The sequence below is a fragment of the Pseudomonas sp. NCIMB 10586 genome (genome assembly GCF_023127895.1).
Lineage (GTDB): Bacteria > Pseudomonadota > Gammaproteobacteria > Pseudomonadales > Pseudomonadaceae > Aquipseudomonas > Aquipseudomonas synxantha_A.
The window spans coordinates 56,542-80,757 of sequence record NZ_SPKQ01000007.1; the positions used below are offsets into that span (position 1 = coordinate 56,542).

The 24,216-nt window shown below is 59.7% G+C and carries 25 protein-coding genes; 9 read left to right on the forward strand and 16 right to left on the reverse strand.

All coding sequences use genetic code 11. The features are described 5' to 3' along the window. Positions 1-31: 31 nt before the first annotated feature. Both ctaD and coxB read right to left on the reverse strand, forming a co-directional pair. A complete protein-coding gene (ctaD, locus tag E4P01_RS02380) occupies positions 32-1,615 on the reverse strand; it encodes a cytochrome c oxidase subunit I (protein WP_005783425.1) in 1,584 nt (527 codons plus the stop codon). A 58-nt stretch (positions 1,616-1,673) separates the two neighbouring features. After that, the gene (gene coxB, locus E4P01_RS02385; RefSeq protein WP_005783424.1) at positions 1,674-2,801 is read right to left on the reverse strand and encodes a cytochrome c oxidase subunit II; all 1,128 of its coding nucleotides are present in this window, start codon (positions 2,799-2,801) and stop codon (positions 1,674-1,676) included. Positions 2,802-3,170: 369 nt separating this feature from the next. Between coxB and E4P01_RS02390 the strand changes: the two genes are divergently transcribed. Continuing rightward, on the forward strand, positions 3,171-3,818 hold the full coding sequence (locus E4P01_RS02390) for a hypothetical protein (RefSeq protein WP_032878569.1): 648 nt from the start codon (positions 3,171-3,173) through the stop codon (positions 3,816-3,818). A gap of 131 nt (positions 3,819-3,949) precedes the next feature. Here the strand turns inward: E4P01_RS02390 and E4P01_RS02395 are convergent, their stop codons facing one another. From E4P01_RS02395 to E4P01_RS02420, 6 genes are all read right to left on the reverse strand, one after another. Beyond that, positions 3,950-5,497 (reverse strand): SulP family inorganic anion transporter, encoded by a 1,548-nt coding sequence (locus tag E4P01_RS02395; RefSeq protein WP_216090519.1) that lies wholly within the window; start codon positions 5,495-5,497, stop codon positions 3,950-3,952. An 85-nt stretch (positions 5,498-5,582) separates the two neighbouring features. Next, positions 5,583-6,311: a carbonic anhydrase gene (locus tag E4P01_RS02400; protein WP_005783421.1), complete on the reverse strand. Its 729-nt coding sequence runs from the start codon at positions 6,309-6,311 to the stop codon at positions 5,583-5,585. 228 nt (positions 6,312-6,539) lie between these two features. Further along, on the reverse strand, positions 6,540-7,598 hold the full coding sequence (locus tag E4P01_RS02405; protein ID WP_032878571.1) for a PA0069 family radical SAM protein: 1,059 nt from the start codon (positions 7,596-7,598) through the stop codon (positions 6,540-6,542). An 81-nt stretch (positions 7,599-7,679) separates the two neighbouring features. Next, positions 7,680-8,978, reverse strand: coding sequence for a cytochrome c (locus tag E4P01_RS02410; RefSeq protein ID WP_078822712.1), 1,299 nt, complete (start codon positions 8,976-8,978; stop codon positions 7,680-7,682). Between the two features lie 12 nt (positions 8,979-8,990). After that, positions 8,991-10,775: a GMC family oxidoreductase gene (locus tag E4P01_RS02415; protein WP_005783418.1), complete on the reverse strand. Its 1,785-nt coding sequence runs from the start codon at positions 10,773-10,775 to the stop codon at positions 8,991-8,993. Positions 10,776-10,777: 2 nt separating this feature from the next. After that, positions 10,778-11,530, reverse strand: coding sequence for a gluconate 2-dehydrogenase subunit 3 family protein (locus tag E4P01_RS02420; protein WP_032878573.1), 753 nt, complete (start codon positions 11,528-11,530; stop codon positions 10,778-10,780). 275 nt (positions 11,531-11,805) lie between these two features. Here E4P01_RS02420 and E4P01_RS02425 point away from each other — a divergent pair, with 275 nt between their 5' ends. After that, complete coding sequence (locus E4P01_RS02425; RefSeq protein WP_216090518.1) at positions 11,806-12,462, forward strand: dual specificity protein phosphatase family protein; 657 nt, start codon at positions 11,806-11,808, stop codon at positions 12,460-12,462. Positions 12,463-12,568: 106 nt separating this feature from the next. Here E4P01_RS02425 and E4P01_RS02430 read toward each other — a convergent pair whose 3' ends face one another. Together E4P01_RS02430 and prlC are read right to left on the reverse strand one after the other, a co-directional pair. Next, positions 12,569-12,844, reverse strand: a complete 276-nt coding sequence (locus tag E4P01_RS02430) for a YheV family putative zinc ribbon protein (RefSeq protein ID WP_032878575.1) — start codon at positions 12,842-12,844, stop codon at positions 12,569-12,571. After that, a complete protein-coding gene (gene prlC / locus E4P01_RS02435; protein WP_032878576.1) occupies positions 12,841-14,892 on the reverse strand; it encodes an oligopeptidase A in 2,052 nt (683 codons plus the stop codon). The genes E4P01_RS02430 and prlC overlap by 4 nt, the downstream gene beginning before the upstream one ends. Before the next feature lie 102 nt (positions 14,893-14,994). Between prlC and E4P01_RS02440 the strand changes: the two genes are divergently transcribed. Both E4P01_RS02440 and E4P01_RS02445 read left to right on the forward strand, forming a co-directional pair. After that, positions 14,995-15,537 carry a gamma carbonic anhydrase family protein gene (locus E4P01_RS02440; protein WP_005783413.1) on the forward strand — a complete coding sequence of 181 codons (543 nt, stop codon included), beginning with the start codon at positions 14,995-14,997 and terminating at the stop codon, positions 15,535-15,537. Continuing rightward, positions 15,534-16,193, forward strand: a complete 660-nt coding sequence (locus E4P01_RS02445) for an HAD family hydrolase (RefSeq protein WP_103734086.1) — start codon at positions 15,534-15,536, stop codon at positions 16,191-16,193. Before E4P01_RS02440 ends, E4P01_RS02445 begins: the two co-directional genes overlap by 4 nt. Before the next feature lie 85 nt (positions 16,194-16,278). Here the strand turns inward: E4P01_RS02445 and E4P01_RS02450 are convergent, their stop codons facing one another. Beyond that, positions 16,279-17,322, reverse strand: a complete 1,044-nt coding sequence (locus E4P01_RS02450) for an aminopeptidase (protein WP_032878578.1) — start codon at positions 17,320-17,322, stop codon at positions 16,279-16,281. Between the two features lie 110 nt (positions 17,323-17,432). Here E4P01_RS02450 and E4P01_RS02455 point away from each other — a divergent pair, with 110 nt between their 5' ends. Next, the gene (locus E4P01_RS02455) at positions 17,433-17,855 is read left to right on the forward strand and encodes a hypothetical protein (protein ID WP_005783410.1); all 423 of its coding nucleotides are present in this window, start codon (positions 17,433-17,435) and stop codon (positions 17,853-17,855) included. A 1-nt stretch (position 17,856) separates the two neighbouring features. Here E4P01_RS02455 and E4P01_RS02460 read toward each other — a convergent pair whose 3' ends face one another. Together E4P01_RS02460 and E4P01_RS02465 are read right to left on the reverse strand one after the other, a co-directional pair. Then, a complete protein-coding gene (locus E4P01_RS02460) occupies positions 17,857-18,096 on the reverse strand; it encodes a DUF1161 domain-containing protein (RefSeq protein ID WP_003187312.1) in 240 nt (79 codons plus the stop codon). Between the two features lie 211 nt (positions 18,097-18,307). After that, positions 18,308-18,739, reverse strand: a complete 432-nt coding sequence (locus E4P01_RS02465; RefSeq protein WP_003187311.1) for an OsmC family protein — start codon at positions 18,737-18,739, stop codon at positions 18,308-18,310. Positions 18,740-18,959: 220 nt separating this feature from the next. On the opposite strand from E4P01_RS02465, the gene E4P01_RS02470 reads away from it, so the two are divergent. Then, on the forward strand, positions 18,960-19,961 hold the full coding sequence (locus E4P01_RS02470) for an LLM class flavin-dependent oxidoreductase (RefSeq protein WP_216090517.1): 1,002 nt from the start codon (positions 18,960-18,962) through the stop codon (positions 19,959-19,961). A 57-nt stretch (positions 19,962-20,018) separates the two neighbouring features. On the opposite strand, the gene E4P01_RS02475 is transcribed toward E4P01_RS02470, so the two are convergent. Together E4P01_RS02475 and E4P01_RS02480 are read right to left on the reverse strand one after the other, a co-directional pair. Beyond that, positions 20,019-20,240: a DUF1161 domain-containing protein gene (locus tag E4P01_RS02475; RefSeq protein ID WP_078822707.1), complete on the reverse strand. Its 222-nt coding sequence runs from the start codon at positions 20,238-20,240 to the stop codon at positions 20,019-20,021. Positions 20,241-20,356: 116 nt separating this feature from the next. Next, positions 20,357-20,572, reverse strand: a complete 216-nt coding sequence (locus E4P01_RS02480; protein ID WP_005783406.1) for a dodecin — start codon at positions 20,570-20,572, stop codon at positions 20,357-20,359. A 157-nt stretch (positions 20,573-20,729) separates the two neighbouring features. Here E4P01_RS02480 and E4P01_RS02485 point away from each other — a divergent pair, with 157 nt between their 5' ends. After that, positions 20,730-21,056 (forward strand): DUF883 family protein, encoded by a 327-nt coding sequence (locus E4P01_RS02485; RefSeq protein WP_003187304.1) that lies wholly within the window; start codon positions 20,730-20,732, stop codon positions 21,054-21,056. 8 nt (positions 21,057-21,064) lie between these two features. On the opposite strand, the gene E4P01_RS02490 is transcribed toward E4P01_RS02485, so the two are convergent. Next, positions 21,065-21,961 (reverse strand): LysR family transcriptional regulator, encoded by an 897-nt coding sequence (locus E4P01_RS02490; protein ID WP_078822706.1) that lies wholly within the window; start codon positions 21,959-21,961, stop codon positions 21,065-21,067. A 111-nt stretch (positions 21,962-22,072) separates the two neighbouring features. Between E4P01_RS02490 and trpB the strand changes: the two genes are divergently transcribed. Then, the gene (gene trpB, locus E4P01_RS02495; protein ID WP_005783404.1) at positions 22,073-23,299 is read left to right on the forward strand and encodes a tryptophan synthase subunit beta; all 1,227 of its coding nucleotides are present in this window, start codon (positions 22,073-22,075) and stop codon (positions 23,297-23,299) included. Further along, positions 23,300-24,109, forward strand: a complete 810-nt coding sequence (trpA, locus tag E4P01_RS02500; protein ID WP_005783403.1) for a tryptophan synthase subunit alpha — start codon at positions 23,300-23,302, stop codon at positions 24,107-24,109. It abuts the gene before it with no gap. Positions 24,110-24,216: the final 107 nt, after the last annotated feature.

A 24,216-nucleotide genomic window follows, 5' to 3' on the forward strand; every position in this document is an offset into this window, starting at 1 on the left:
CATGGACCGCGTTCGCAACACACAGAGGTATTCATTTGACCTCCGGCGGGGTGGTGAAGGTGTGATACGGCGCAGGCGAGGGCACGCTCCATTCCAGGCCCTCGGCGCCATCCCAGGGCTTGGCCGGTGCCGGCGTACCCCCACGGATGCACTTGATGACAATGAACAGGAAGAAGATCTGTGTGGCGCCGAACATAAAGGCACCAATGGACGAAACCATGTTGAAGTCGGCGAATTGCAGGTTGTAGTCCGGCACCCGCCGCGGCATACCCGCCAGCCCTACAAAGTGCATGGGGAAGAACGCCATGTTCATGCCCACGAAAGATAGCCAGAAATGCAACTTGCCCAGGGTTTCGTCGTACATGTGGCCAGTCCATTTCGGCAGCCAGTAGTAGGCCGAAGCGAAGATCCCGAAGATCGCGCCGGGCACCAGTACGTAATGGAAGTGCGCCACCACAAAGTAGGTGTCGTGGTACTGGAAGTCCGCCGGGGCAATCGCCAGCATCAGCCCGGAGAAGCCGCCAATGGTGAACAGGATCACGAAGGCCACCGCAAACAGCATCGGCGTCTCGAACGTCAGCGAGCCCTGCCACATGGTGCTGACCCAGTTGAATACCTTCACCCCCGTGGGCACGGCGATCAGCAGGGTCGCATACATGAAGAACAACTCACCCACCAGCGGAATGCCCACCACGAACATGTGGTGCGCCCAGACGATGAACGACAGGAACGCGATGCTCGCCGTGGCGTAGACCATCGAGGTGTAGCCAAACAGCGGCTTGCGCGAGAAGGTCGGGATGATCGAGCTGACGGCGCCAAAGGCCGGCAGAATCATGATGTACACCTCGGGATGGCCAAAGAACCAGAACACATGCTGGAACAGCACCGGATCACCGCCACCGGCCGCGCTGAAGAAGCTGGTACCGAAGTGGATATCCATCAGCATCATGGTCACGCAGCCCGCCAGCACCGGCATCACCGCGATCAGCAGGAACGCGGTGATCAGCCAGGTCCACACGAACAGCGGCATCTTCATCAAGGTCATGCCGGGGGCACGCAGATTGAGGATGGTGGCGACCACGTTGATCGCGCCCATGATCGAACTGATGCCCATCAGGTGGATGGCAAAGATAAAGAACGTCACGCTTTCCGGCGCATAGGTGGTGGAAAGCGGCGCATAGAAAGTCCAACCGAAGTTCGGCCCGCCACCGGGGCTGAACAAGGTGGAGACCAGCAGCAGGAACGCCGCCGGCAGCAGCCAGAAGCTGAAATTGTTCATGCGCGGCAGGGCCATGTCCGGCGCGCCGATCATCAGCGGGATCATCCAGTTGGCCAGCCCGACGAAGGCCGGCATCACCGCGCCGAACACCATGATCAGGCCGTGCATGGTGGTCATCTGGTTGAAGAACGCCGGCTGCACGATCTGCAGGCCTGGCTGAAACAGCTCGGCGCGGATCACCATGGCAAACGAGCCACCGAGCAGGAACATGGTGAAGGCAAACCACAGGTACATCGTGCCGATGTCTTTGTGGTTGGTGGTCAGCACCCAGCGCATCAAGCCTTTGGCGGGGCCGTGGGCATGGTCGGCATGACCGTGGTCGATCACAGTGCTCATGGCCGTTCTCCTGCAAGCGAGTGAGCGGGGCGATTCAGGGTATTGGCGTTGAAAGTAGTCATTTGCTTTCGGCCTGTTTCAAAGCCAGCACGTCTTTGGGCGTGACCATGTCGCCTTTGTTATTGCCCCAGGCGTTACGCTCGTAAGTCACCACGGCGGCGATATCCACTTCCGAGAGTTGTTTGCCGAAGGCTGCCATCGCGGTGCCGGGCTTACCGTGGAAGACGATGCCCAGGTGATCGGCGGCGGGGCCGGTGGCGATTTTCGAGCCCTTGAGCGCCGGGAACATCGGCGGCAAACCTTGGCCCTCAGCCTGGTGACAGGCAACGCAGGTGGTGTGATAGACCTTGTCGCCACGGGCCACCAGTTCGTCCAGCGTCCACTCTTTGGAGGTCAGTTCCTTGAGCTTGGCCGCTTCTTCCTTGCGCTCGCCGAGCCAGGTGTCGTAGTCGGCCCTGGACTTGACCTCGACCACGATGGGCATGAAGCCGTGGTCTTTGCCGCAAAGTTCGGCGCACTGGCCGCGGTAGATGCCGGGTTTCTCGACACGGGTCCAAGCCTCGTTGACGAAGCCCGGGATGGCATCGCGCTTGACCGCAAAGGCCGGCACCCACCAGGAGTGGATCACGTCGGCGGCGGTCACCAGAAAGCGCACCTTGGCACCCACCGGCAGCACCAGCGGCTGGTCGACCTCCAACAGGTAATGTTCGCCCTTGGTGGCCTGGTTATGAATCTGCTCGGCGGGCGTGGCCAGGTTGCTGAAGAACTCCACATCCTGGCCCAGGTATTTGTAGTGCCACTTCCACTGGTAGCCGGTGACCTGGATATCGATATCCGACTCACTGCTGTCGTAGATGTTGATCAGGGTCTTGGTCGCCGGAATCGCCATGGCCACCAGGATCAGCAGGGGCACGACCGTCCAGAGAATTTCCACCGTGGTGCTCTCGTGAAACTTGGCCGCGACCTGGCCCGTGGATCGCCGGTGCAAAATCATCGACCAGAACATCGCGCCAAACACGACGATGCCGATCACCACACAGATCCAGAAAATGGTCATGTGCAGGTCAAACACGGCGTGACTGACTTCAGTAGCCCCTGGCGCCATATTCGTTGTCCAGGCGGCGTGCGCCTGGCCGAATACCGACCACAACAGGAGGCCCATCCATACGTGTGGATGTCGCGTCATTGCGGGTTCCCCTTTATGTTTCTTGTTATCCCGCCGGTTTGCACCTGCGGCCAAGGGAGCGGCTTCCATACTGCTTACAACCGCCAAGCCTTGCCTGCGCCATGCAGTTGGGCGTCATCAGCTAATTGCGTACAAAACCGAGTATAGACAGCCCTAGCAACCCCGCAATGTGTGGGGGCAAATGAATAGAAACAGACAGACGGACCCCGTAAAATGGGCGGCGGAATCGTTTATCCGACGAACGATGGCATTTCGATATAACGCCTGCCTATAACCATGAAATAATTATGACAAATGCGTCTTAGGCGCTCGTATAAACGAACTACCTTATCCTCTCCCTTTTCCTACGCCTGTTTCACTGGAGCCTTCATGAACACCGCCGCATTGCGCGAGCAGATTTCCCGTGCCCATCAACACGAAGCCAGCACCGGCCAACTTGCCACTCAGTTGGGACAACAATTGCCGCACCTGCACTCGGCCATTTCCCTGGCTGACGGTGATCGCAACATCGTTATGACGCGCTTTGTCACCGCTTACATCGACCTGGTTCCCGATTTGCTGGACGCTGCCAATGACGTGGCCCGCGAGGCCGGAATTGAAAGCCAGATCAAGCCGGTGCTGAAAATCGCCGAACACTTCTTCCTGCAACCCCCCGCAATCCTGGCCGGCCACGAAGGTCTGGACGGCCTGCTGGACGAAGCTTACCTGGCCCATCGCTTGGTGGAGGAGGTCAACGATCTGTATATCAAGCATTTCGGCCAGCCGTTGATTCCGGCGGATACCACCGTGGCCAACGTGATTGCCCATCAATTGATCGGCGAAACATTCGCCAACCAATTGGATGAAGCCGTACACCACGCAGTGGATGAAATGCTCAACGAAGACAGTTTTGCGCTGGAGTCGGTCGAGGCGTACCGCGAGACCCTGAAGAGCCCGAGCACCGAAGCGGCATGGAAACGCTGGCCATGCCTGTCGCGCCAGCTTGGGGTTGAACTGACGCTGGATCAGCCTGCATAAAACTGCCATTTTACGGCGATCAAATGTGGGAGGGGGCTTGCTCCCGATTGGGGTGTATCAGCCAAACAGATTTTGACTGGTCCACCGCTATCGGGAGCAAGCCCCCTCCCACATTTTATGATCGGGTTTCGTCAGGTAACAGGCGGCGCTGATCCGATCCCCACCGTCGTACGCACTCGGCCTTCCAGCCGGCGCTTCAATCCCCGTGCCTCGATCACCAGCGTCGAGCCCTTGGCCGCATTGGCCCGTCCCCACTCCTCCAGCAATTCCAGACAAGAGTGGTCGATGTAACTCAAGTTACTCAGCGGCACATGCAACGTGGTCCCCGCAGGCACCGCCGACAGCACCTGAGTCAGCGCCGGCACTTTCAGAAAGGTCGCCGCACCCGTCAAGCGCAGCTCCATCTCCCCCTCTTGAGGCAGGTCGATCAAGCTGACTTTCAGCCGCGAAGCCTTGAAGGCCAGTTTGAGCAGCGTAAGTCCGAAGCCCACCAGCACACCGGTCAGCAAGTCGGTGAAGATGATCGCCAGTGCCGTGGCCGCATAGGTGAACATCGGCATCCGCCCGTAACGTCCCAGCGCCTTGAACGCCTTGACGTCCACCAGCTTGATCCCGGTGTACACCAGCACACCCGCCAGGCTCGCGACCGGAATGCTTTGCAGCACGCTCGACAGCAAGAGCACGAAGCCGAGCAACCACAGGCCATGGAACATCGCCGACAAGCGAGTGGTAGCCCCGGCCTGGACGTTGGCCGAGCTGCGCACGATCACGCCGGTCATCGGCAGGGCACCCACCAGGCCGCAGAGCATGTTGCCGACACCTTGGGCAGACAATTCCTTATCGAAATCGGAACGCTGGCCGCTGTGCATACGATCCACCGCTGCGGCAGACAGCAGGGTTTCGGCGCTGGCGATAAACGCTACGGCGAAAGCTGCGATCAACAGCTGTGGGTCAGCCAGGTTGAGCAGATCGCTGGGGCGCAGCCAGTCAATGGCATCCGCGAGATTTTCCGGGACCTCCACGCGCTTGACCTGCAGGGCCAGCACCAGGCTGGTGACGGTCGCCAGCCCCACCCCCAGCAGGGCGCCCGGCACAAAACGCAATTGCCGCGGGCGGAATTTGTCCCACAGGTACATGACCAACATGGTCGACAGACCGAGCAGGCCGGCCTGCCACCCGAGCCCGCCACCCAAGGTCGGAAGCGCTTCAGCCACCGCCGCCGGGAAGCCTGCCAGGTTATCCAGCCCGGATGGCTTGGGCGCCCCATCAAGCATCACATGGATCTGCGAAAGCACAATCAACACGCCGATCCCCGCCAACATGCCGTAGACAACCGCCGGCGCCGTGACACGAAACCAGCAACCCAGGCGCAAACGCCCGGCCACCAGTTGTAGGAAGCCGGCCAGCAGCAGGATCGGCCCCAGCATCATCATGCCGTGTTGGCGCACCAGTTCGAACACCAGTACCGCCAAACCCGCCGCCGGGCCGCTGACTTGCAGCGGCGACCCCGCCAACCAGCCCACCACCAGGCCACCGATGATCCCGGTGATCAGCCCCTTGGCCGGCGGCATACCGGATGCGATCGCAATGCCCATGCACAGCGGCAAGGCAACCAGAAAAACAACCACCGAGGCGAGCAGCTCTCGTGGCAAAACAGCTTTCAATTGAGCAGCACGCATGATGACTCTCCCGAGGCATTCGCCGGGCGCGGTAAAGCCTGGCTGCGTCCATGGCAGCCACCGCGTTACCCGGCAGGGAAGTGTTTTAGAAGCGCGCTTTAGGCGTCGCTGAAGGGATCGGCTCGGTGCCGTTCAGCGGTCGGAACGCCGCTTTGTCCGCATCGTAGGCCCGAATTTCGCTGGTCTCGATGTTGTAGATCCAGCCATGGATAAACAAATGACCATTGGCCATGCGCGAAGCCACGGAAGGGTGGGTGCGCAAATGTTGCAGTTGGGCGATAACGTTTTCTTCGGTCAGCACCGCCATGCTCTCGCCTTCGTTGGCGCAGTCGCAGTTGTCATGGACCATGGTCTTGGCGACCTCGGCGTGACGCAGCCATGCCTTGACCGTCGGCATCTTTTCCAGGCTGTCTGGGTTGAGTACCGCGCGCATCGCGCCGCAGTCGGAGTGCCCGCACACAATGATGTGCTGTACACCAAGGGCAAGCACCGCATACTCGATGGCCGTGGAGACACCACCGTTCATTTGGCCGTAGGGAGGCACCACGTTACCGACGTTACGGGTCACGAACAGGTCGCCCGGGGAGCTTTGGGTAATCAGCTCGGGCACGATGCGCGAGTCGGCGCAGGTAATGAACATTGCCCGCGGGCTCTGGGCCGTGGCAAGTTTCTTGAAGAGTTCTTCCTGCTGAGGGAAGACGTCGTGATGGAAATGCAAAAAACCGTCAACGATGTGTTGCAGCGCTGCATCGGCGGACTCCGCCACAGGGGCTGAAGCCGACGCAGCCAACGGCTGTTTATCCTTGTCACTCATGATTCATCCTCTTGATCAATGCAGGGGAGGGTTCAGGTCAGTTCGACGCCAGGGCGGTGAAATAGTTGTAAAACCACCGCAGAACAGGGCACCGACTCGTCAGTCACTCGCTGAACAAGGTAACCGCTGAAACTTAACTCAAACTGAATGAAACGCTCTAGATCGCGGGTTTCAGTGATATCAAAAGGCGACTATTCCTACGGTAAATTCACCGCCATCTTCTTCAGTTTACAACAATGTCATCTGTCTGCCCGGTGGGCAGAATGCGGTGCAATCCAGGTTGAATCCTTCGCGTCGGTTCAGCCCCAAACGCTTGATCGCCTTGCTGAAGCGTTGAGCCAGCAAATCGGCAAAGGGCCCTTCACCCCGCATGCGCACACCGAAGCGGCTGTCATACACCTCACCACCGCGTACCTGACGCACCAGGCTCATCACATGAGCCGCACGCTGCGGGTAGTGTGCCGCCAGCCACTCCTCGAACAGCGGCGCCACTTCCAACGGCAGGCGCAGCATCATGTACGCCGCGCTTTGCGCACCGGCCGCATGAGCCTCGGTCAGCAGGTTTTCCAGCTCACTGTCGTTGATCATCGGAATCATCGGCGAGCACAACACACCCACCGCAATACCCGCGTCGCGCATCACCCGAATGGCCCGCAAACGCGCCTTGGGCGCCGCCGTGCGTGGCTCCAGGATGCGCTTGAGCTCGTCATCCAGGCTGGTCAGGCTGATCATCACCGCCACCAGGCGCTGACGGGCCAACTCGGTGAGCAGGTCCAGATCACGCAGGATCAGCGAGCCCTTGGTGATGATCGTCACCGGGTGACGGTAGCGTAGCAGCACTTCAAGGGTTTGCCGCGTGATCCTGTATTCGCGTTCGATAGGCTGGTACGGATCGGTGTTAGAGCCCAGGTTGATCGGCGCGCACACATAGCCAGGCTTGGACAGCTGCTGCTCCAGCACATCGGCCGCATTGCTCTTGGCAATCAGCCGGGTCTCGAAGTCGAGCCCCGGGGACATGTCCCAATAGGCATGGCTGGGCCGTGCATAACAATAGATGCACCCATGCTCACAGCCGCGGTAAGGGTTGATCGAGCGATCGAACGGCAAGTCCGGCGAGTTGTTGCGGGTGATGATGGTCTTGGCCGTTTCGATACGCACTTCGGTGCCTTGAGTGGGCGGCACCTCCTGGTACCAGCCATCGTCCTCGGCCACGCTGACCGTAGGTGCAAACCGGTTGTGCAGGTTGGTGGCCGTGCCCCGACCCCGGGGCGGCAGCGCAGTAGTCATGAAAACGCCTCGATACTGTTTTTATATACAGTATCGAGGCGCGGGGTTGCTGACCAGTGCCGTTGGGCGGCTAGAGTGGGATCAGTGCTTTTGCGTCACCTGCCCCAGATCATCGCCCGACGTGGTGCGCATATCGCTTTTGCGCAGGCCTGCCACATCGCTGGCGTTTACCGGCGCCCCTTGGTTGCCCCAGCTGCCACGGATAAAACTGACCACATCGGCCACTTCCTGGTCCGACAGGCGCCAGGCGAATGCCGGCATGGTGAAGGTGGACGGCGCGGAATGCGTCGCCGGCAAGGTGCCGCCGTTCAACACAATGTTGATCAACGACGTGGCGTCCGCCGTCTGCACGACCGGGTTACCCGCCAGCGCCGGGAACACCCGCGTATAGCCATGACCATCGGTGCGGTGGCAGGCCGCGCAGTTGTCGATATACACCGAGGCGCCCGGCTTGCTGTCATCACCTTTCCAAAGCGCCTCGGCCACCTGCTTGTCGTACTGGTGCGGCTGATCCTTGGGGTCCACCGCCGGCAGGCTCTTGAGGTAACGGGCGATAGCGGTCAAGTCATCTTCTGACATGTACTGCATGCTGTGGACGACAACATCGCTCATACCACCGAACACCGCACTGCGGTCACTGCGACCGGTCTTGAGAAACTGCACCAGTTGCTCTTCGCTCCAGCTGCCGAGGCCGTCCTTGTGGTCGCCACGCAGGCTTTTCGCAATCCAGCCCTCCAACGGTGCGCTGCCGGACAGGAAGTCGTTGCCGTCAGTGGCGCTCAGGGCTTTTTCCTGCATGGTCAGGGCACGCGGCGTATGGCAGGCGCCGCAGTGTCCCAGGCCTTCCACCAAGTACGCGCCACGGCTGATCACCGGATCCGCTGCGGCTGGTGACGGTTGCGTCTCGACCGCCGGCGCAAACATCCAGCGCCACGCGGCCAGCGGCCAACGCATACTCAAAGGCCAGGGGATATCGCTGTCCTTGTTCTCTTGGGCGACCGGCTCGACGCCCTTCATGAAATACGCATACAGCGCTTGCATATCGCTATCGCTGACACGCGCGTAGGACGGATAGGGCATCGCCGGGTAAAGCGTACTGCCGTTCTTGGCGACGCCATGGCGCACGGCCTTGTCGAAGTCTTCGAAGCTGTAGTCGCCCAGGCCGGTCTTGTCTGGGGTGATGTTGGTGGAGTAGATCACGCCGATGGGTGTTTCCATCGGCAGGCCACCGGCGAAGGGTTTACCGCCTTTGGCGGTGTGGCAAGCCACGCAGTCGCCGGCACGTGCCAGGTATTCACCCTGCTTGATCAAGTCAGATTCCGCAGCGCTCACCGAGCAGCTGCTGAAGAGCGCCAGGGAGGCGATAACGAGTGCTTTCATGGTCATCGCTCCTTATGCCTGAACCAGTGGGCCGGGGTTTTTCAGGTACTGCTCGCGGATTGCTCGAGCTGACCAATAGGTCAAAGCTGCCACCAGGCCGGTAGGGTTATAGCCCAAGCCCTGTGGGAAAGCAGACGCGCCCGGGACGAACACGTTGTGCACATCCCAACACTGCAGGTAGCGGTTCAACGCACTGGTTTTCGGGTCGGTGCCCATGATGGCGCCGCCGTTGAGGTGGGTGGTCTGGTAAGAGGCGGTATTGAAGTGATCACCGACTTTTTTACCCAACACGGCGATGGCCTTGGGGTTCATCGCCTGTGCGACCTTGCCCATTTTCTCGACCATGAAGCGGTTCATCTTGATGTCGTTTTCCTGCCAGTCGAACGTCATGCGCAGCAGCGGCAGGCCGTAGGCATCGCGGTAAACCGGATCCAGATCCAGATAGTTACTCCGGTAGGATTGATGGGCACCGTGGGCATCCATCGACACCTGGTGGGTGTAGTAATCGGCGGTGGCACGCTTCCAGGCGCTGCCCCAGGCCGGCGTGCCCGGCGGGTTGGAAGTACCGGCAATCGGCCGGCTGCCCGCCTGGTTGACCCACATCGGCGAGCCCCCCACGAAGCCGTGGGGGCCGTGGTCGAAGTTGTCGGCGTTGAAGTCGTCGATGGCCACGCCATTGCCGCCCGCGCCAATGAAGTTGTTGGTGTGGGTGTCCTTATCAAAGAACGCCTTGATGGTGCCCATGTTCTGGTAAGCGAAGTTGCGGCCTACCACGCCCTCATTGGTAATCGGGTCGTAGGGTTTGCCGATGCCCGACAGCAACATCAGGCGCACGTTATGGAACTGGAACGCGCCCAGAATCACCAGGTCTGCCGGCTGTTCGCATTCGCGGCCCTGGGCATCGATATAGGTCACGCCAGTGGCTTTTTTCTTGGTGCTGTCGAGGTTGACCTTGAGTACGTGGGAATTGGGCCGCAACTCGAAGTTGGGCACCTGGCGCAGGGCCGGCAGGATGTTCACGTTCGGCGACGCTTTGGAATACATGTAGCACACGTAGCCACTGCAAAAGCCGCAGAAATTGCACGGTCCCATCTGCGCGCCGTAGGGGTTGGTGTATGGCCCCGACGTATTGGCCGACGGCAGGTTGTAAGGCTTGTAACCCACCTCCGTAGCTGCTTTCTGAAACAGTTGTGCGGAGACCGTATTCTTCTGCGCCTCCAACGGGAACGGGTTGGAACGATCCGGCGCGTAAGGGTTGCCCCCACGGCCTTCGCCTACCAACTGACCTTTGACCGTCCAGGCCTGCCCGGAGGTACCGAAGACTTTTTCCGCATAGTCGAAAAACGGCTCCAGCTCTTCATAGCTGACGCCGAAATCCTGGATGGTCATGTCCTTGGGAATGAAGTTCTTCCCGTAGCGTTCCTCGTAATGGCTGCGCATACGCAACTCGATCGGATCGACACGAAAATGCACGCCCGACCAGTGCAGCCCCGCGCCGCCCACGCCATTACCCGGCAGGAACGCACCGAGTTGACGGTTGGGCAAGGCCACATCATTCACACTATGGCGAATGGTTACTGTCTCTTTGGAAATGTCCTGGAACAGCTTCTTACGCACGCTGTAGGTCAATTCGTCGATGACCTGGGGATAGTTGCCGTCCGGATAAGTGTCCTGCATCGGGCCGCGCTCCAGCGCTACCACGTTGAGGCCTGCTTCCGTCAGCTCCTTGGCCATGATCGCGCCGGTCCAGCCAAAGCCTACAATCACCGCATCCACTTTCTTCATGATGGTCGCCACGTTTATGCCCTCTCGCCGCGAATGGAAACAGCCGGGAAGGGGTATTGCTCGTTGCGTTCCACCCAATCCATGAAGTCGGCGCGGGCGCCGGGGAAGCCGATCATGGTCCAGCCGACCATGCCTTTATTGCCGCCATGGATCGGGTCGCAGAAGAAACCTTCCTTGGTGTTTTGCAGCAACAGGTTAAAGAACATCTTTGGCGGCACGGCGTCGAAGTGCGCGGCAACTTCGCTGCCGCCGGCCTCCAGACGGCGTAGCATATCGTCTCGGGTAGCGCTGTCTTGCGCAGCAAAAGCCTTGCCGTTGAACGCTTTCGACCAAGCGTCCGTTGCGGCGATACCCAGGCGATAGATTTCCTTGGGTACCAATTTGCTCTGCCAGCCCATTTCCGGCGGCGCATCGGCGTTGAAGGGACCTTGCATGAACCACAGGGCGCCGCTGGCGTAAGGGGTGTTCATCTGGCGGTCGATATATTCCGGCGCGCCAGCTTCCAGTGCGCCAGGGCCTTGGGCATCAGCCGGAATCAAGCGCTCGACGGCGGCGTTGATGAACGCCCATTCCTCGGCCGTGAAATAGCTCGGCTCATAGGCTTTATCGCTCGTCGCAGGTTTGGCCGGCGCCGCTTGGGCAGGCTCCGGCGTGGCCATCAGCATCGAACCACCCAGGCCGGTGCTGGCAACCGTGACCACCGGGATCAAGGTCAAGGATTTGCGTAAAAAGTCACGCCGGGGGTTGTCTTGATCTTGATCAGACATGGATACACCTCATCATGTGGTCACGGGTTTATCCGCCGCTTCTGGGAGCAGCGTGAAGGCTTGCCAAGCAATGGGATCCAAAAACATAGAACACATTGGCAAACAATAGTTACAAATGATAGCAGGCTAAGAATTGAGAAGAGTCGATTCAGCGAGAAAAACACCGGATCAGATCGGATGAATCACAATTCTTTGACGAAGACCTCACGCGACATTGACCGCCCCTAAGCGAATCTACGGCCCATCAGCCACTTCCTTATTCGGTCACACTGTCCATGTTCAACACACGATTACTGCCTATCCTCGGCTTGGCGGTCATGGCCCTGTTCAACACGCTTCAAGCCCAGGCCGATGACGCGATCTCGATCCGCTCGCCGGAATGTGCCCAACCAGTGGGTGACCAGTACAACCTGCATCAAATGACGCCCACGCTCTATCGCAGCGCATTGCCAGACGGTGATGCACTGCCCATTTTGGAAGAACTCAAGATCGCTACCGTCATCAACTTTTTGCCGGAATCTGATGCGCAGTGGCTTAAATCATCTGATATCAAACAGGTGCAGTTGAGCTATCGCACCAACCATGTCGACGATTCCGACGTGTTGGCGGCGATCAGAGCGATTCAGACAGCAGAAGCAGATGGCCCGGTGTTGATGCACTGCAAGCACGGCGCCGACCGGACTGGCCTGATGGCAGCGATGTATCGGGTGGTGGTTCAGGGATGGAGCAAGGAGGACGCGCTGAACGAGATGACCTTGGGCGGCTTCGGCAGCAGCAATGGCTTCAAGGACGGGGTTCGCTACATGATGAAAGCCGATGTCGACAAGTTGCGTACAGCTTTGGCGAATGGCGATTGCAGCACCAGCGCGTTCGCGTTGTGCTCAATGAAAGACTGGATCACCACAACGGGCCAGGAAGAGAAAAAATTGTAGGCGTGAGCTTACTTGCGAATAACTGAATGACACCGCGTTTACTTAGGGAAACCGCGTTATCGTTAACGTTTTTCGCGAGCAAGCTCGCTCCTACAGTGAGTCCGGTTTAGTCTTTTTTGAGCTTGGGATTGGGGAAGAACTGCACCGCCTGCACTTTTGGATCCGCCGGCGCTTTCAATGCCGATGTATTGACCCGCGTGCCCAACTCCTTGGGCACCGAAAGCCCCTGATCATTCAACGTATCGGTATACCCGCAGGCCACGCATTCGCGGTGCGGCACGCTGTCTTCGGTCCACATTTTCAACTTGTCCGGCTCACTGCACGCCGGGCAGACCGCCCCGGCGATAAATTGCTTTTTGGTAATCACAGGCGCTTCACTCATGCTGCCGCGTCCTCACTCAGGCCGCTGTGGCGCAAGAGTGCGTCAATCGATGGCGCCCGTCCGCGGAAGTCGACGAACAGCACCATCGGCGCCTGGGAACCGCCACGCGCCAGGATCGCTTCGCGAAACGCACGCCCGGTCTGGGCATTGAGCACACCGTCTTCTTCGAACTTGGAGAAGGCATCGGCCGAAAGCACTTCGGCCCATTTGTAGCTGTAGTAACCCGCCGCATAACCACCGGCGAAGATGTGTGCGAAGCTGTTGGGGAAGCGGTTGTAGGCCGGCGGACGCATCACCGAGACTTCATCACGTACACCTTCAAGCACCTGCGCCACGCTGCGGCCATCGCCATGAGTGGCGTGCAGCTCAAAGTCGAACAACGAGAACTCCAGCTGACGCACCATCATCAGGCCGGACTGGAAATTCTTCGCCGCGAGCATTTTTTCCAGCAGATCCTGGGGCAGGGGCTCGCCGGTTTCATAGTGGCCAGAGATCAGCGCCAGGCCCTCGGGCTCCCAGCACCAGTTCTCCATGAATTGGCTCGGCAATTCCACCGCATCCCACGCCACGCCGTTGATCCCGGATACACCGGCGTGCTCGACGCGAGTCAGCAGGTGATGCAGGCCGTGGCCGAATTCGTGGAACAGGGTGGTGACTTCATCGTGGGTGAGCAGCGCAGGCTTGCCGCTGTCGGCTGGCGTGAAGTTGCACACCAGGTTGGCGACCGGGCTTTGCAGCACGCCATCGACGGTGCGACGACGATCGCGGGCACCGTCCATCCAGGCACCGCCACGCTTGTTGGCGCGGGCATACAGGTCGAAGAAGAAGCGCCCGACGTGCTCGCCATTTTCTTTGATTTCAAACAGGCGAACGTCCGGGTGCCAGGTGTCGAAGCCCTTCTGTTCGGCAATCTCGATGCCGTACAGGCGTTGCACAATGGCAAACAGGCCGCCCAACACCTTGTCGATCGGGAAGTAAGCACGCAGGGCTTCCTGGGACACGCTGTAGCGCTGCTCACGCAATTTTTCGCCATAGAAACCGCTGTCCCAGCTTTGCAGGTCGGCGCAGCCTTGTTCGGCGGCGTAAGCCTTGAGCTGTTGCAGATCCTGTGTGGCGAACGGCTTGCTGCGTTTGGCCAGGTCCCGCAGGAAGCTCAGCACCTGGTCGCTGGAGTCGGCCATCTTGGTCGCCAGGCTCAGCTCGGCGAAGGACGCGTAACCCAACAATTGGGCCAGTTCCTGACGCAGGTCGAGAATCTGTTCCATCACCGGGCCGTTATCGTTCTGACCGGCATTCGGGCCCTGGTCCGACGCACGGGTGCAGTAGGCCGCGTAGACCTCTTCACGCAGGGCGCGGTCCTGGGCATAGGTCATCACGGCGTAATAGCTGGGGAATTCCAGGGTGATCAGCCAGCCGTCGAGGCCCTTGGCCTGGGCGGCGGCAGCCATTTGCGCCTTGGCCGAGTCGGTCAGGCCGGCGAGGGTGGCTTCATCGGTGACGTGCTTGGTCCAGGCCTGGGTAGCGTCCAGCAACTGGTTGGAGAATTTGCTGCCCAGCTCGGAAAGCTTGCTTTGCACTTCGGCGTAGCGCTTTTGCTGCTCCGGCGGCAGGTCGATACCCGACAGGCGGAAATCGCGCAGGGAGTGTTCCAGAATGGTTTTTTGCGCCACGTCGAAACCGGCGGCCTCGGGGCTGTTGGCCAAGGCGTCGAAAGCCTGGAACAGTTCACGGTTCTGGCCCATCTCGGTGGAGTAGGCACTCAAGGCGGGCAGGCAAGCCTCGTAGGCTTCACGCAACTCGGCGCTGTTGCACACTGCATTGAGGTGGCTGACCGGGCTCCAGGCAGCGCCAAGGCGGTCGTTCAGTTCATCCATGGCCAGGACCAGACCGGCCCATGTCGGATTTTTGCCCTGGCTTTGCAGGATGTCTGCGATAGCCACACGGTTGTCGGCGAGGATCTGTTCGATGGCCGGCTGGACGTGCTCGGCACGGATCGCCGAGAACGGCGGCAGGTCGTAGGACTGCAAAAGAGGGTTGTTCGCGCTCACGGTTGGCACCTTGGCTGAAGAAACATGTAAGAACAAAGATGGGGCCATCTTAATTACAATCAACACCCACCGCAGCTATCAGCAGAAGAGAGAGAGGCTATCGTGACCCTTCGCACCTATCAGAACCACACGCCAACCCTGGGCGCCGGGGCTTTTGTCGATATTTCGGCGGTGGTGATCGGCGATGTCGAAATCGGCCCCGACAGCTCGGTTTGGCCGCTGACCGTGATTCGCGGCGACATGCACCGCATCCGCATCGGCGCACGCACCAGTGTGCAGGACGGCTGCGTGTTGCACATTACCCATGCAGGGCCGTTCAATCCTGATGGTTTCCCGCTGCTGATCGGCGACGACGTGACCATCGCCCACAAGGTCATGCTGCATGGTTGCACGGTGGGCAACCGCGTCTTGATTGGCATGAGCAGCATCGTGATGGACGGCGCCGTGGTCGAGGATGACGTGATCATCGGCGCCGGCAGCCTGGTGCCACCCGGCAAGAAACTCGACAGTGGTTTTTTGTATGTGGGCAGCCCGGTTAAACAGGTCCGCGCGCTGACTGACAAGGAGCGCGCCTTTTTCACCTACAGCGCTGCGAACTACGTGAAGCTCAAGGACCTGCACCTGGCAGAAGGATTCGATCAATGACCCTCAACCACCCAACGGTCCTCTTCGACCTGGACGGCACGCTCACCGATCCGCGTGAGGGCATCACCCGTTCGATCCAGTACGCCCTTGGCAAATTGGGCATCGACGAACCTGACCTGACCAAGCTTGAACACTTCATCGGCCCGCCTCTGCTGCAAGCGTTCATGCACTTCTACGGTTTCGACGAGGCCAAGGCCTGGGAAGCGGTGAATTTCTACCGCGAGCGCTTCAAGGTCACCGGGCTGTATGAAAACCGCGTGTTCGACGGCGTGATGCCATTGCTGGAGGAACTCAACAGCCAAGGGCGCCAACTGTACGTGGCCACCTCCAAGCCATGGGAATTTGCCCGCGAGATTGCGCGGCATTTCGACTTTGCCAAGCACTTCAAGGTGATTTACGGCAGCGAACTGGACGGCACGCGTACCAACAAGGTCGAGTTGATCGCCCACTTGATCCGTGAGGAAGGGCTGGACCCGGCCACAACCTTGATGATCGGTGATCGCAAGCATGACCTGATCGGCGCACGCAGCAATGGGTTGGATTCGGCGGCGGTAGGGTATGGGTTCGGCAGTTTTGAAGAGTTGAGTGCCGAAGCGCCGACCTGGCACTTCGAGACGTTGGCACAGATGCACCAGGCATTTTTGCAGCGCTCTTGAAACCGCTTTCGCGAGCAAGCCCGCTCCCACACTTGAATGTGTTCACATATCAAAATGTGGGAGGGGGCTTGCCCCCGATGAGGCCCTAACGGCCAACCTTCTCCAACTGCCTCAACGCCGCTTTACGCTGCTCCACCGGCAACCCACCCAACTTCTCCACCGCCGCATAAAACCTCACCCAATCCCCACCTTCCTGCGCAAACAACGCCGCAAACGCCGGTACCCACTGGTCATACAACCCAAACGGCAAAAGCCGAGCGTTATTCATCGGCTGGTTGATCCAGGCGTCATAACGCTTGTCACCACCCCATTGGCTATCACGCAGTTGCCGGTATTCGCTGCGCAACTGCTCGAATTGCGCCGCTTTGGCCCGGCGCATCGCGTCCGCTGCCAACGGCTGCGCATACAACGCTTCCAGGCGCTTGCGGGTATCGAGAATGAGTCGGATGAACTGATCACGCTGCTTCAACGCCGCATCGCTGACAGGCGCCAGGCCCCGTGCCGCCCGCCACTGACGGGTGCCTTCCTGCTCGACGAACGTGGCGAATGACTCGTTGAACTCGGTGTCATCCTTCACGTAGAAACGCTGGTGGGCCAGTTCGTGGAAGATCAGAGTCGCGAGGCGCTCATCACCCCAACTCATCATCGAACTCATGATCGGGTCGTTGAACCACCCCAGGGTGGAATAGGCTTCGACGCCACCGATCGACACGTCCATGCCTTGTTGCCGCAACAGCGCCGCCTCGCCACGCGCCGCGCCTTGGTTGTAGTAGCCGCGATAGGCAACGCAACCGGCGATGGGAAAGCAGTGGTTTTCAGGAGCCAGAGAAAATTCCTGCGTGGCGAAGACATTCCAGACCACATAGGGCCGGCCGATATCGGCGTATAACCGGTAGCTTTGATTATCAGGCAGATGCAAGTGCTCACTGGCAAAGGTGCGAGCTTTTTGCGATTGCACGAGATGCTCGCGCAATAGTTGAGGGCGAGTCTGGTCGGCGATAACTTCGGCAACCGGCTCCCGGGCCCGCAATAACTGCCACTGACCGCTCGCCAACTGACTGTAATAACTGACGCTGGAACAACCGCTGAGTAGCACAACCATCAACCCTGGAAGAAAACACCTGATCATGCCCCGACTGCTCCTGGGTGATTTATTCGCCAGACTATCGCGCTTGAACGGGATTTTTCCATGGCGCGGCATGTTTATACTCAAGGCTCTTCTCGCGTTGAGTACCTGCCATGCGTCAGTTTCCATTGCCCGTTGCCGCCCTCCTGCTCAGCGCTTGCACTTCGGCCCCCATCCCGCCTGTCGACCCGCAACAGGCCTGGGTGGATTTCACCACGCCGACGCCGGGCTCCAAATTGGTCATGGCTCAGCGCCTGGACGGGAAAAACCTCAACGACGGGCGCTTCTTCCAAATGCCTCCCGGCCCTCACGAGCTGATGGTGCGCTTTGACTTTGAAGTGCCCGCCGGCGGCGGTTTGGGGGGCCTTAGCCAGATGATGTATCGCACCTGTTTCATGACCCTGCAGTACGACCATTTCCAGGCCGGCCAACGCTATGTGCTCGAAGGTCGCTCGCTGGCGTTCACGCCCAACATCCGGCTGTATGACTCAGCGCGCCAGTTGCTGGCCGAAGAACGCAGCGTCAACTGCATCTGAGTCAGTCGTTGTTTTTCTGATAGATGATGCGCTTGGTACCGTTTTCACACGAACCGACGATCATGGCTTCGTCATGGTTCTTGGCTTCTTCGGCAGTGATGATTTCCAGGGTGTAGGACGGAATCGCCTTGGCCTGGATCTTCACTTCGATTTCTTTCCTGAGCTCTTCACAATCTTTTGGCGCGGCCACGGCCGAAGTGGCCAATACACCGCAGATGATTGCCAAGGCAAAACGTTTCATGTGTGTAGCTCCCTGAATGCGCTGCGCACGAGTGTGCGCCTAGGCTGCATGGGCTATTCGACCACATTTTACAAACACGAGTTCTGATTTAACGCACAACTGAAAATGTGGGAGCGGGCTTGCTCGCGAATACGGAGTGTCAGTCACCGAGATATCGGCTGATCCACCGCATTCGCGAGCAAGCCCGCTCCCACACAAGAGTACTGCTGTGTCAGTTGACCAGCGTGGCATCCAAGGTGATGGTTGCATTCAGCACTTTGGACACCGGGCACCCTTCCTTGGCCTTTTTGCTCAGTTCATCGAACTGCGCCTGGCTCGCGCCCGGGATCTTGGCTTTAAGGATCAGGTGCACGGCAGTGATCGCGAATCCGCCCTCGACCTGGTCCAGGGTCACTTCGGCCTGGGTATCAATGCTGTCAGCCTTGAGCCCGGCATCGCCGAGAATCATGGAAAACGCCATGGAGAAACAGCCGGCGTGAGCTGCGCCGATAAGCTCTTCAGGGTTGGTGCCCTTGCCGCCTTCGAAACGGGCCTTGAAGCCGTAGGGCGCTTCGCGCAGCACGCCGGTTTCAGTGGATATGGAACCCAGGCCTGTCTTCAGATCACCTTCCCAATGCGCGGATGCCTTTTTAACGATACTCATAGCTTTCTCCTCGAACGGTGGTTTTGCGTCAGTAAGGGTTCTGAGGATAGACCCGTGGGCAAAGTTCACCTTGTCGGAAAAACCTAGCGATACAGTAGGAAATTTCTGAGCCACCTATTGAATCTCGGGTATATGCCCTTATTGCATGAAGTATGCACATGCAGCGGCAGGTTTTAGCTCGTTTAAAAAAGCCTGTACGCCCTATTGGAGAAGCAGGCTGATGAAATCGCTGTCCGACGTAAAGTTTTCGACCCTCGACCTGGTGCCCGTGCGTGCCAATGGCAGCCCGGCGCAATCGCTGCGCAATTCCCTGGACTTGGCCCAACACGTGGAAAAGTTCGGCTACAACCGCTTTTGGGTAGCTGAGCACCACAATATGGACGGCATCGCCAGTTCTGCCACTTCAGTATTGCTCGGCTATCTGGCTGGCGGCACCTCGACCATTCGTGTCGGTTCCGGCGGCGTCATGCTGCCTAACCACGCGCCCTTGGTGATTGCCGAACAGTTCGGCACTCTGGAAAGCCTCTACCCAGGCCGTATCGACCTGGGCCTGGGCCGCGCGCCCGGTTCTGACCAGATGACCGCTCGCGCCCTGCGCCGTGAACGTTCCGGCAGTGCCGATGACTTCCCCGAAGACGTAGCCGAACTCATGGCCTACCTGGGCCCGCGTACGCCCGACCAACGGGTGATCGCCGTACCGGGCACGGGCACCAATGTGCCAGTGTGGCTGTTGGGTTCGAGCCTGTTCAGCGCGCAATTGGCCGGTGAGCGTGGCTTGCCCTACGCCTTCGCCTCCCACTTCGCACCGCGCCTGATGCATGAGGCGATTCGTGTGTACCGCAATCACTTCAAGCCTTCGGCGGTACTGGACAAGCCCTACGTGATGCTCGGCATTCCACTGGTGGCAGCCGATACCGATGAACGGGCCGATTACCTGGCCACCTCGATGTACCAACGCATCCTCGCGCTGATGCGCGGCCAGAGCCTGGTGCAGCGCCCACCGGTAAAAACCATGGACGGCGTGTGGCTGCCCCATGAAAAAGACGCGGTGGGTAGCTTCCTTGGCCTGGCGATGGTGGGTAGCCCGGCGAAGATTCGCGCCAAGCTGGAGGTGTTGATCGAGCAAACCGGCGCCGATGAGCTGATTTTTACCAGTGACCTTTATGAGCACGCCGACCGGATTCATTCCTACGAGCTGCTGGCACAGGTGATGAAGGGCTGAAATCCAAGCGAAAAAAACCGACGCACTTGCGTCGGTTTTTATGTCTGGAGCACGGAATCAACCGCGCTTGTAGACAATTTCCTTGGTGTCGCCGCCGCACGTCCCTACGACGTCACCATCCGCTGCGGCGCCTTTATCTACGATTTCCAAAGAGTAATGCGGTACGCCCTTGGCATCGATTTTCGCTGCGATCTCGCTTTTCAGCTCCTCACAGTTCTTGGCTGCCATCGCCGTACCCGCAATGCTCAACAAACCCACCGCCAACAGAAACTTCTTCATCCGTTACTTTCCTTGCGCTGATCAAAAAGAGCGTGCCAATGCTCATCGCATCGGCACGCATACGTTGTAGCGCAGGTTATGGCAATCGGCCAGCGGGCAAAGTTCAACTGAGCGGATTAACTACTTGCAATTCGGAACCCCACTTTCAGCGTGACCTGGAAGTGCGCGGCCTTGCCATCCTTGATGTGACCACGGGTTTCAGTCACCTCGAACCACTCCAAGTGCTTGATGCTTTTGTTGGCTTCAGCCAGAGCATTGTTGATTGCGTCTTCGATGCTGGTGGTGGAAGAGCCCACCAGTTCGACTTTTTTGTAGGTGTGATGATCACTCATGGCGTTTCTCCTATAGGTCGTCAATCAAGACTAGCAGCGAATGTGCTTACTGCTTCTGGCGACCGCTTGGAGGTGAAAGTTCAGAATTACTGCACTTTCTGAAACCGGCGCAGTCGGTATCTACACACGCCACTCAATCACTTCAGGAGATGTCCACATGGCCAACACTTCTTTACGCAAAGCGTCGCTGGAAAGCATGGAAGCCGAAATTTCGAGCCTGCTCAAATCTCTGGAGAGCCTCAAGGACGACGCGTCCGATGAGTCGCGCAAAACGCTGAAGGCCCTGAAAAGCAATGCCGAGAACGCCCTCAAGCACTCTCGCCACCTGATCAGCGACGCCTATGAAGAAAGCAAAGTCAAAATCCGCGAAACCAGTGCCGCCACCCGTGACTACGCACAAGAGCACCCATGGACGACCGCTGGCGTCGCCGTGGGCGCGCTGGGCCTGCTGGCGGCTTACCTGCTGTGCAAGCGCGGTGACTGATTGACCGGTTACACCGGTTGACGCAACAGCTCAGCCTTGAGCCATTGCGCCAACTGCCCGGCGCGCCCGTCTGCGGCGCGCTTGGGTAGCCACAAAGCCAGGTGCGCCGGGGTTTCGCTGAAGCCCCACGGCGCCACCAGGCGACCCGCTCGCAGGTCCTCTGCCACCAGTGGTTCTGGCGCAATCGCCACTCCCAATCCTGCTACTGCCGCTTCCAGCAAATAATACAAGTGCTCAAACCCCTGGCCGAGTTTCAACGCGCCGGGCTCGATGCCGTGTTGCCGCGCCCAGCTGGGCCAGGCTTGGGGTCGTGAGGTGGTGTGCAACAACGCTTCGCTTAGCAATGCCGTTGCTGGAGCCTGACGCAACTGTTCAAAACCTGCGAAACGAGGGCTCAACACCGGGCCGATTCGCTCGCTGGCCAGCTCATACACTTGCATATCGGCCGGCCACGGCGGCTCGGCGAATACCAGTAAGGCGTCCAGGCCAGGCCGCCGGGGGTCCAGATCGCCTTCGCCCGCCGACAGGTGCAGGCGCAAATCGGGCAAGTCGGCATTCAAGCGCCCCAGCCGAGGGATAAACCAGCGCGCCAGCAAGCTACCCGAACAGCCGAGCACAAAGGGTGCGTCGGCGCTGCTTTGGGTAAGTTCGGCGCACGCGTCCCGCAACCGCTCGAAAGCCTCCACGCTGGCATCCCGAAGCCGAACGCCTGCATCTGTGAGTTTAAGGCCACGTCCATCCTTGACGAACAGGCTCACACCCAAATGTTCTTCCAGGACTTTCAACTGCCGGCTGACCGCACCGTGGGTCACGTGCAGTTGCTCAGCGGCTTGGCTGACGCTACTGAAGCGGGCGGTGGCTTCAAAAGCACGCAAGGCATTGAGGGGTGGAAGGTCGCGGCTCATCTGTGAGTTTTCCTGACAGGTTACGGCGATCTTATCGGTTTTCAGGCCAAAGCGTCAGGGGTAGAGTGGCCGTCATTGCCTCTCAACACACATTCATTCCTGGAGCGCCCCATGACCCAGTCCCAGACCGATCTACGCAACGGCCCTGACGCCAACGGCCTGTTTGGTGCGTTCGGCGGCCGCTACGTGGCTGAAACGCTGATGCCGTTGATCCTCGACCTGGCCCGTGAATACGAAGCGGCCAAAGTGGATCCAGCGTTCAATGAAGAATTGGCCTACTTCCAGCGCGATTACGTCGGACGCCCAAGCCCGCTGTACTTCGCCGAACGCCTGACGGAGTTCTGTGGCGGCGCCAAGATCTATCTCAAGCGCGAAGAGCTGAACCACACCGGCGCGCACAAGATCAACAACTGCATCGGCCAGATCCTGCTGGCACGGCGCATGGGCAAGAAACGCATCATCGCCGAGACCGGTGCCGGTATGCACGGCGTAGCCACCGCTACCGTTGCCGCACGCTTCGGCCTGCAATGCGTGATCTACATGGGCACCACCGATATCGAGCGCCAGCAGGCCAACGTGTTTCGCATGAAGCTGCTGGGTGCCGAAGTGATCCCGGTGGTCGCCGGCACCGGCACCCTCAAAGACGCCATGAACGAAGCCCTGCGTGACTGGGTGACCAACGTCGACAGCACCTTCTACCTGATCGGCACCGTGGCCGGCCCGCATCCTTACCCAGCCATGGTGCGCGACTTCCAGGCCGTGATCGGCAAGGAAACCCGCACCCAACTGCAAGCCCAGGAAGGCCGCCTGCCGGACAGCCTGGTGGCGTGCATCGGCGGTGGCTCCAACGCCATGGGCTTGTTCCACCCGTTCCTGGATGACACCAGCGTCGAAATCATCGGCGTCGAAGCAGCGGGCCATGGCATCGAAACCGGCAAGCACGCCGCCAGCCTCAACGGCGGCGTACCCGGCGTGCTGCACGGCAACCGCACCTTCCTGCTGCAGGACGACGACGGCCAGATCATCGACGCCCATTCGATTTCCGCCGGCCTCGACTACCCCGGCATCGGCCCTGAGCACGCCTGGTTGCATGACATCGGCCGCGTCCAGTACACCTCGGTAACTGATGACGAAGCCCTGGATGCATTCCACAAATGCTGCCGCCTGGAAGGGATAATTCCTGCGCTGGAAAGCGCCCACGCCCTGGCTGAAGTGTTCAAGCGCGCACCCACCCTGCCCAAGGATCATCTGATGGTGGTCAATCTCTCGGGCCGTGGCGACAAAGATATGCAGACCGTGATGCATCACATGGAACAGTCCAAGCAGGAGAAACACTAAATGAGCCGCCTGCAAACCCGCTTTGCGCAACTCAAGGAACAAAACCGCGCCGCCCTGGTGACCTTCGTCACCGCTGGCGACCCGGGTTATGACGCCTCGCTGGCGATCCTCAAGGGCTTGCCGGCCGCCGGCGCCGACGTGATCGAGCTGGGCATGCCCTTCACCGATCCGATGGCAGACGGCCCGGCGATTCAACTGGCTAATATCCGTGCGCTGGACGCCAAGCAAAACCTGGCGAAAACCCTGCAAATGGTCCGCGAGTTCCGCACCGACGACAGCGACACCCCCCTGGTGTTGATGGGCTACTTCAACCCCATTCACAAATACGGTGTGCCGCAGTTTATCGCCGATGCGAAGGCAGCCGGCGTCGACGGCCTGATCGTGGTCGACATGCCACCTGAGCACAACGGCGAGTTGTGCGACCCGGCTCAGGCCGCGGGCATCGACTTTATCCGCCTGACCACGCCGACCACCGATGACGTGCGCCTGCCGACGGTGCTCAACGGCAGTTCCGGGTTTGTGTATTACGTGTCGGTAGCAGGCGTGACCGGTGCCGGCGCCGCCACGCTGGAACACGTCGAAGAAGCGGTCACGCGTCTGCGTCGCCACACCGACCTGCCGATCAGCATCGGTTTCGGTATTCGTACACCGGAACAAGCTGCGGCCATTGCGCGCCTGGCCGACGGTGTGGTGGTGGGTTCGGCACTGATCGATCACATCGCCAATGCCGGCAGCGACCAGCAAGCGATCGATGGCGTGCTGAGTCATTGCGCGGCGCTGTCGGCAGGTGTGCGCAACGCACGCAAGTAAGCACCTGCGTTTTGATACTTGCGCTACGCTGAGGGGTGACACCACGTCACCCCAACGCACTTCCATGCCTATTGCCGTCTAACCACCCTCGCAAGCCCCCGCATTTC

What these genes read in the sequence shown, in the direction of transcription:
- E4P01_RS02470 (WP_216090517.1), top strand. Translation starts at nt 18,960, where the DNA reads ATGAAATCGCTGTCCGACGTAAAGTTTTCGACCCTCGACCTGGTGCCC.
- E4P01_RS02455 (WP_005783410.1), top strand. Translation starts at nt 17,433, where the DNA reads ATGCGTCAGTTTCCATTGCCCGTTGCCGCCCTCCTGCTCAGCGCTTGC.
- E4P01_RS02445 (WP_103734086.1), top strand. Translation starts at nt 15,534, where the DNA reads ATGACCCTCAACCACCCAACGGTCCTCTTCGACCTGGACGGCACGCTC.
- E4P01_RS02425 (WP_216090518.1), top strand. Translation starts at nt 11,806, where the DNA reads ATGTTCAACACACGATTACTGCCTATCCTCGGCTTGGCGGTCATGGCC.
- E4P01_RS02450 (WP_032878578.1), bottom strand. Translation starts at nt 17,322, where the DNA reads ATGATCAGGTGTTTTCTTCCAGGGTTGATGGTTGTGCTACTCAGCGGT.
- coxB (WP_005783424.1), bottom strand. Translation starts at nt 2,801, where the DNA reads ATGACGCGACATCCACACGTATGGATGGGCCTCCTGTTGTGGTCGGTA.
- E4P01_RS02395 (WP_216090519.1), bottom strand. Translation starts at nt 5,497, where the DNA reads ATGCGTGCTGCTCAATTGAAAGCTGTTTTGCCACGAGAGCTGCTCGCC.
- E4P01_RS02405 (WP_032878571.1), bottom strand. Translation starts at nt 7,598, where the DNA reads ATGACTACTGCGCTGCCGCCCCGGGGTCGGGGCACGGCCACCAACCTG.
- E4P01_RS02390 (WP_032878569.1), top strand. Translation starts at nt 3,171, where the DNA reads ATGAACACCGCCGCATTGCGCGAGCAGATTTCCCGTGCCCATCAACAC.
- E4P01_RS02420 (WP_032878573.1), bottom strand. Translation starts at nt 11,530, where the DNA reads ATGTCTGATCAAGATCAAGACAACCCCCGGCGTGACTTTTTACGCAAA.
- E4P01_RS02485 (WP_003187304.1), top strand. Translation starts at nt 20,730, where the DNA reads ATGGCCAACACTTCTTTACGCAAAGCGTCGCTGGAAAGCATGGAAGCC.
- E4P01_RS02465 (WP_003187311.1), bottom strand. Translation starts at nt 18,739, where the DNA reads ATGAGTATCGTTAAAAAGGCATCCGCGCATTGGGAAGGTGATCTGAAG.
- E4P01_RS02430 (WP_032878575.1), bottom strand. Translation starts at nt 12,844, where the DNA reads ATGAGTGAAGCGCCTGTGATTACCAAAAAGCAATTTATCGCCGGGGCG.
- E4P01_RS02490 (WP_078822706.1), bottom strand. Translation starts at nt 21,961, where the DNA reads ATGAGCCGCGACCTTCCACCCCTCAATGCCTTGCGTGCTTTTGAAGCC.
- ctaD (WP_005783425.1), bottom strand. Translation starts at nt 1,615, where the DNA reads ATGAGCACTGTGATCGACCACGGTCATGCCGACCATGCCCACGGCCCC.
- E4P01_RS02475 (WP_078822707.1), bottom strand. Translation starts at nt 20,240, where the DNA reads ATGAAGAAGTTTCTGTTGGCGGTGGGTTTGTTGAGCATTGCGGGTACG.
- trpA (WP_005783403.1), top strand. Translation starts at nt 23,300, where the DNA reads ATGAGCCGCCTGCAAACCCGCTTTGCGCAACTCAAGGAACAAAACCGC.
- E4P01_RS02410 (WP_078822712.1), bottom strand. Translation starts at nt 8,978, where the DNA reads ATGAAAGCACTCGTTATCGCCTCCCTGGCGCTCTTCAGCAGCTGCTCG.
- E4P01_RS02460 (WP_003187312.1), bottom strand. Translation starts at nt 18,096, where the DNA reads ATGAAACGTTTTGCCTTGGCAATCATCTGCGGTGTATTGGCCACTTCG.
- E4P01_RS02480 (WP_005783406.1), bottom strand. Translation starts at nt 20,572, where the DNA reads ATGAGTGATCATCACACCTACAAAAAAGTCGAACTGGTGGGCTCTTCC.
- E4P01_RS02400 (WP_005783421.1), bottom strand. Translation starts at nt 6,311, where the DNA reads ATGAGTGACAAGGATAAACAGCCGTTGGCTGCGTCGGCTTCAGCCCCT.
- trpB (WP_005783404.1), top strand. Translation starts at nt 22,073, where the DNA reads ATGACCCAGTCCCAGACCGATCTACGCAACGGCCCTGACGCCAACGGC.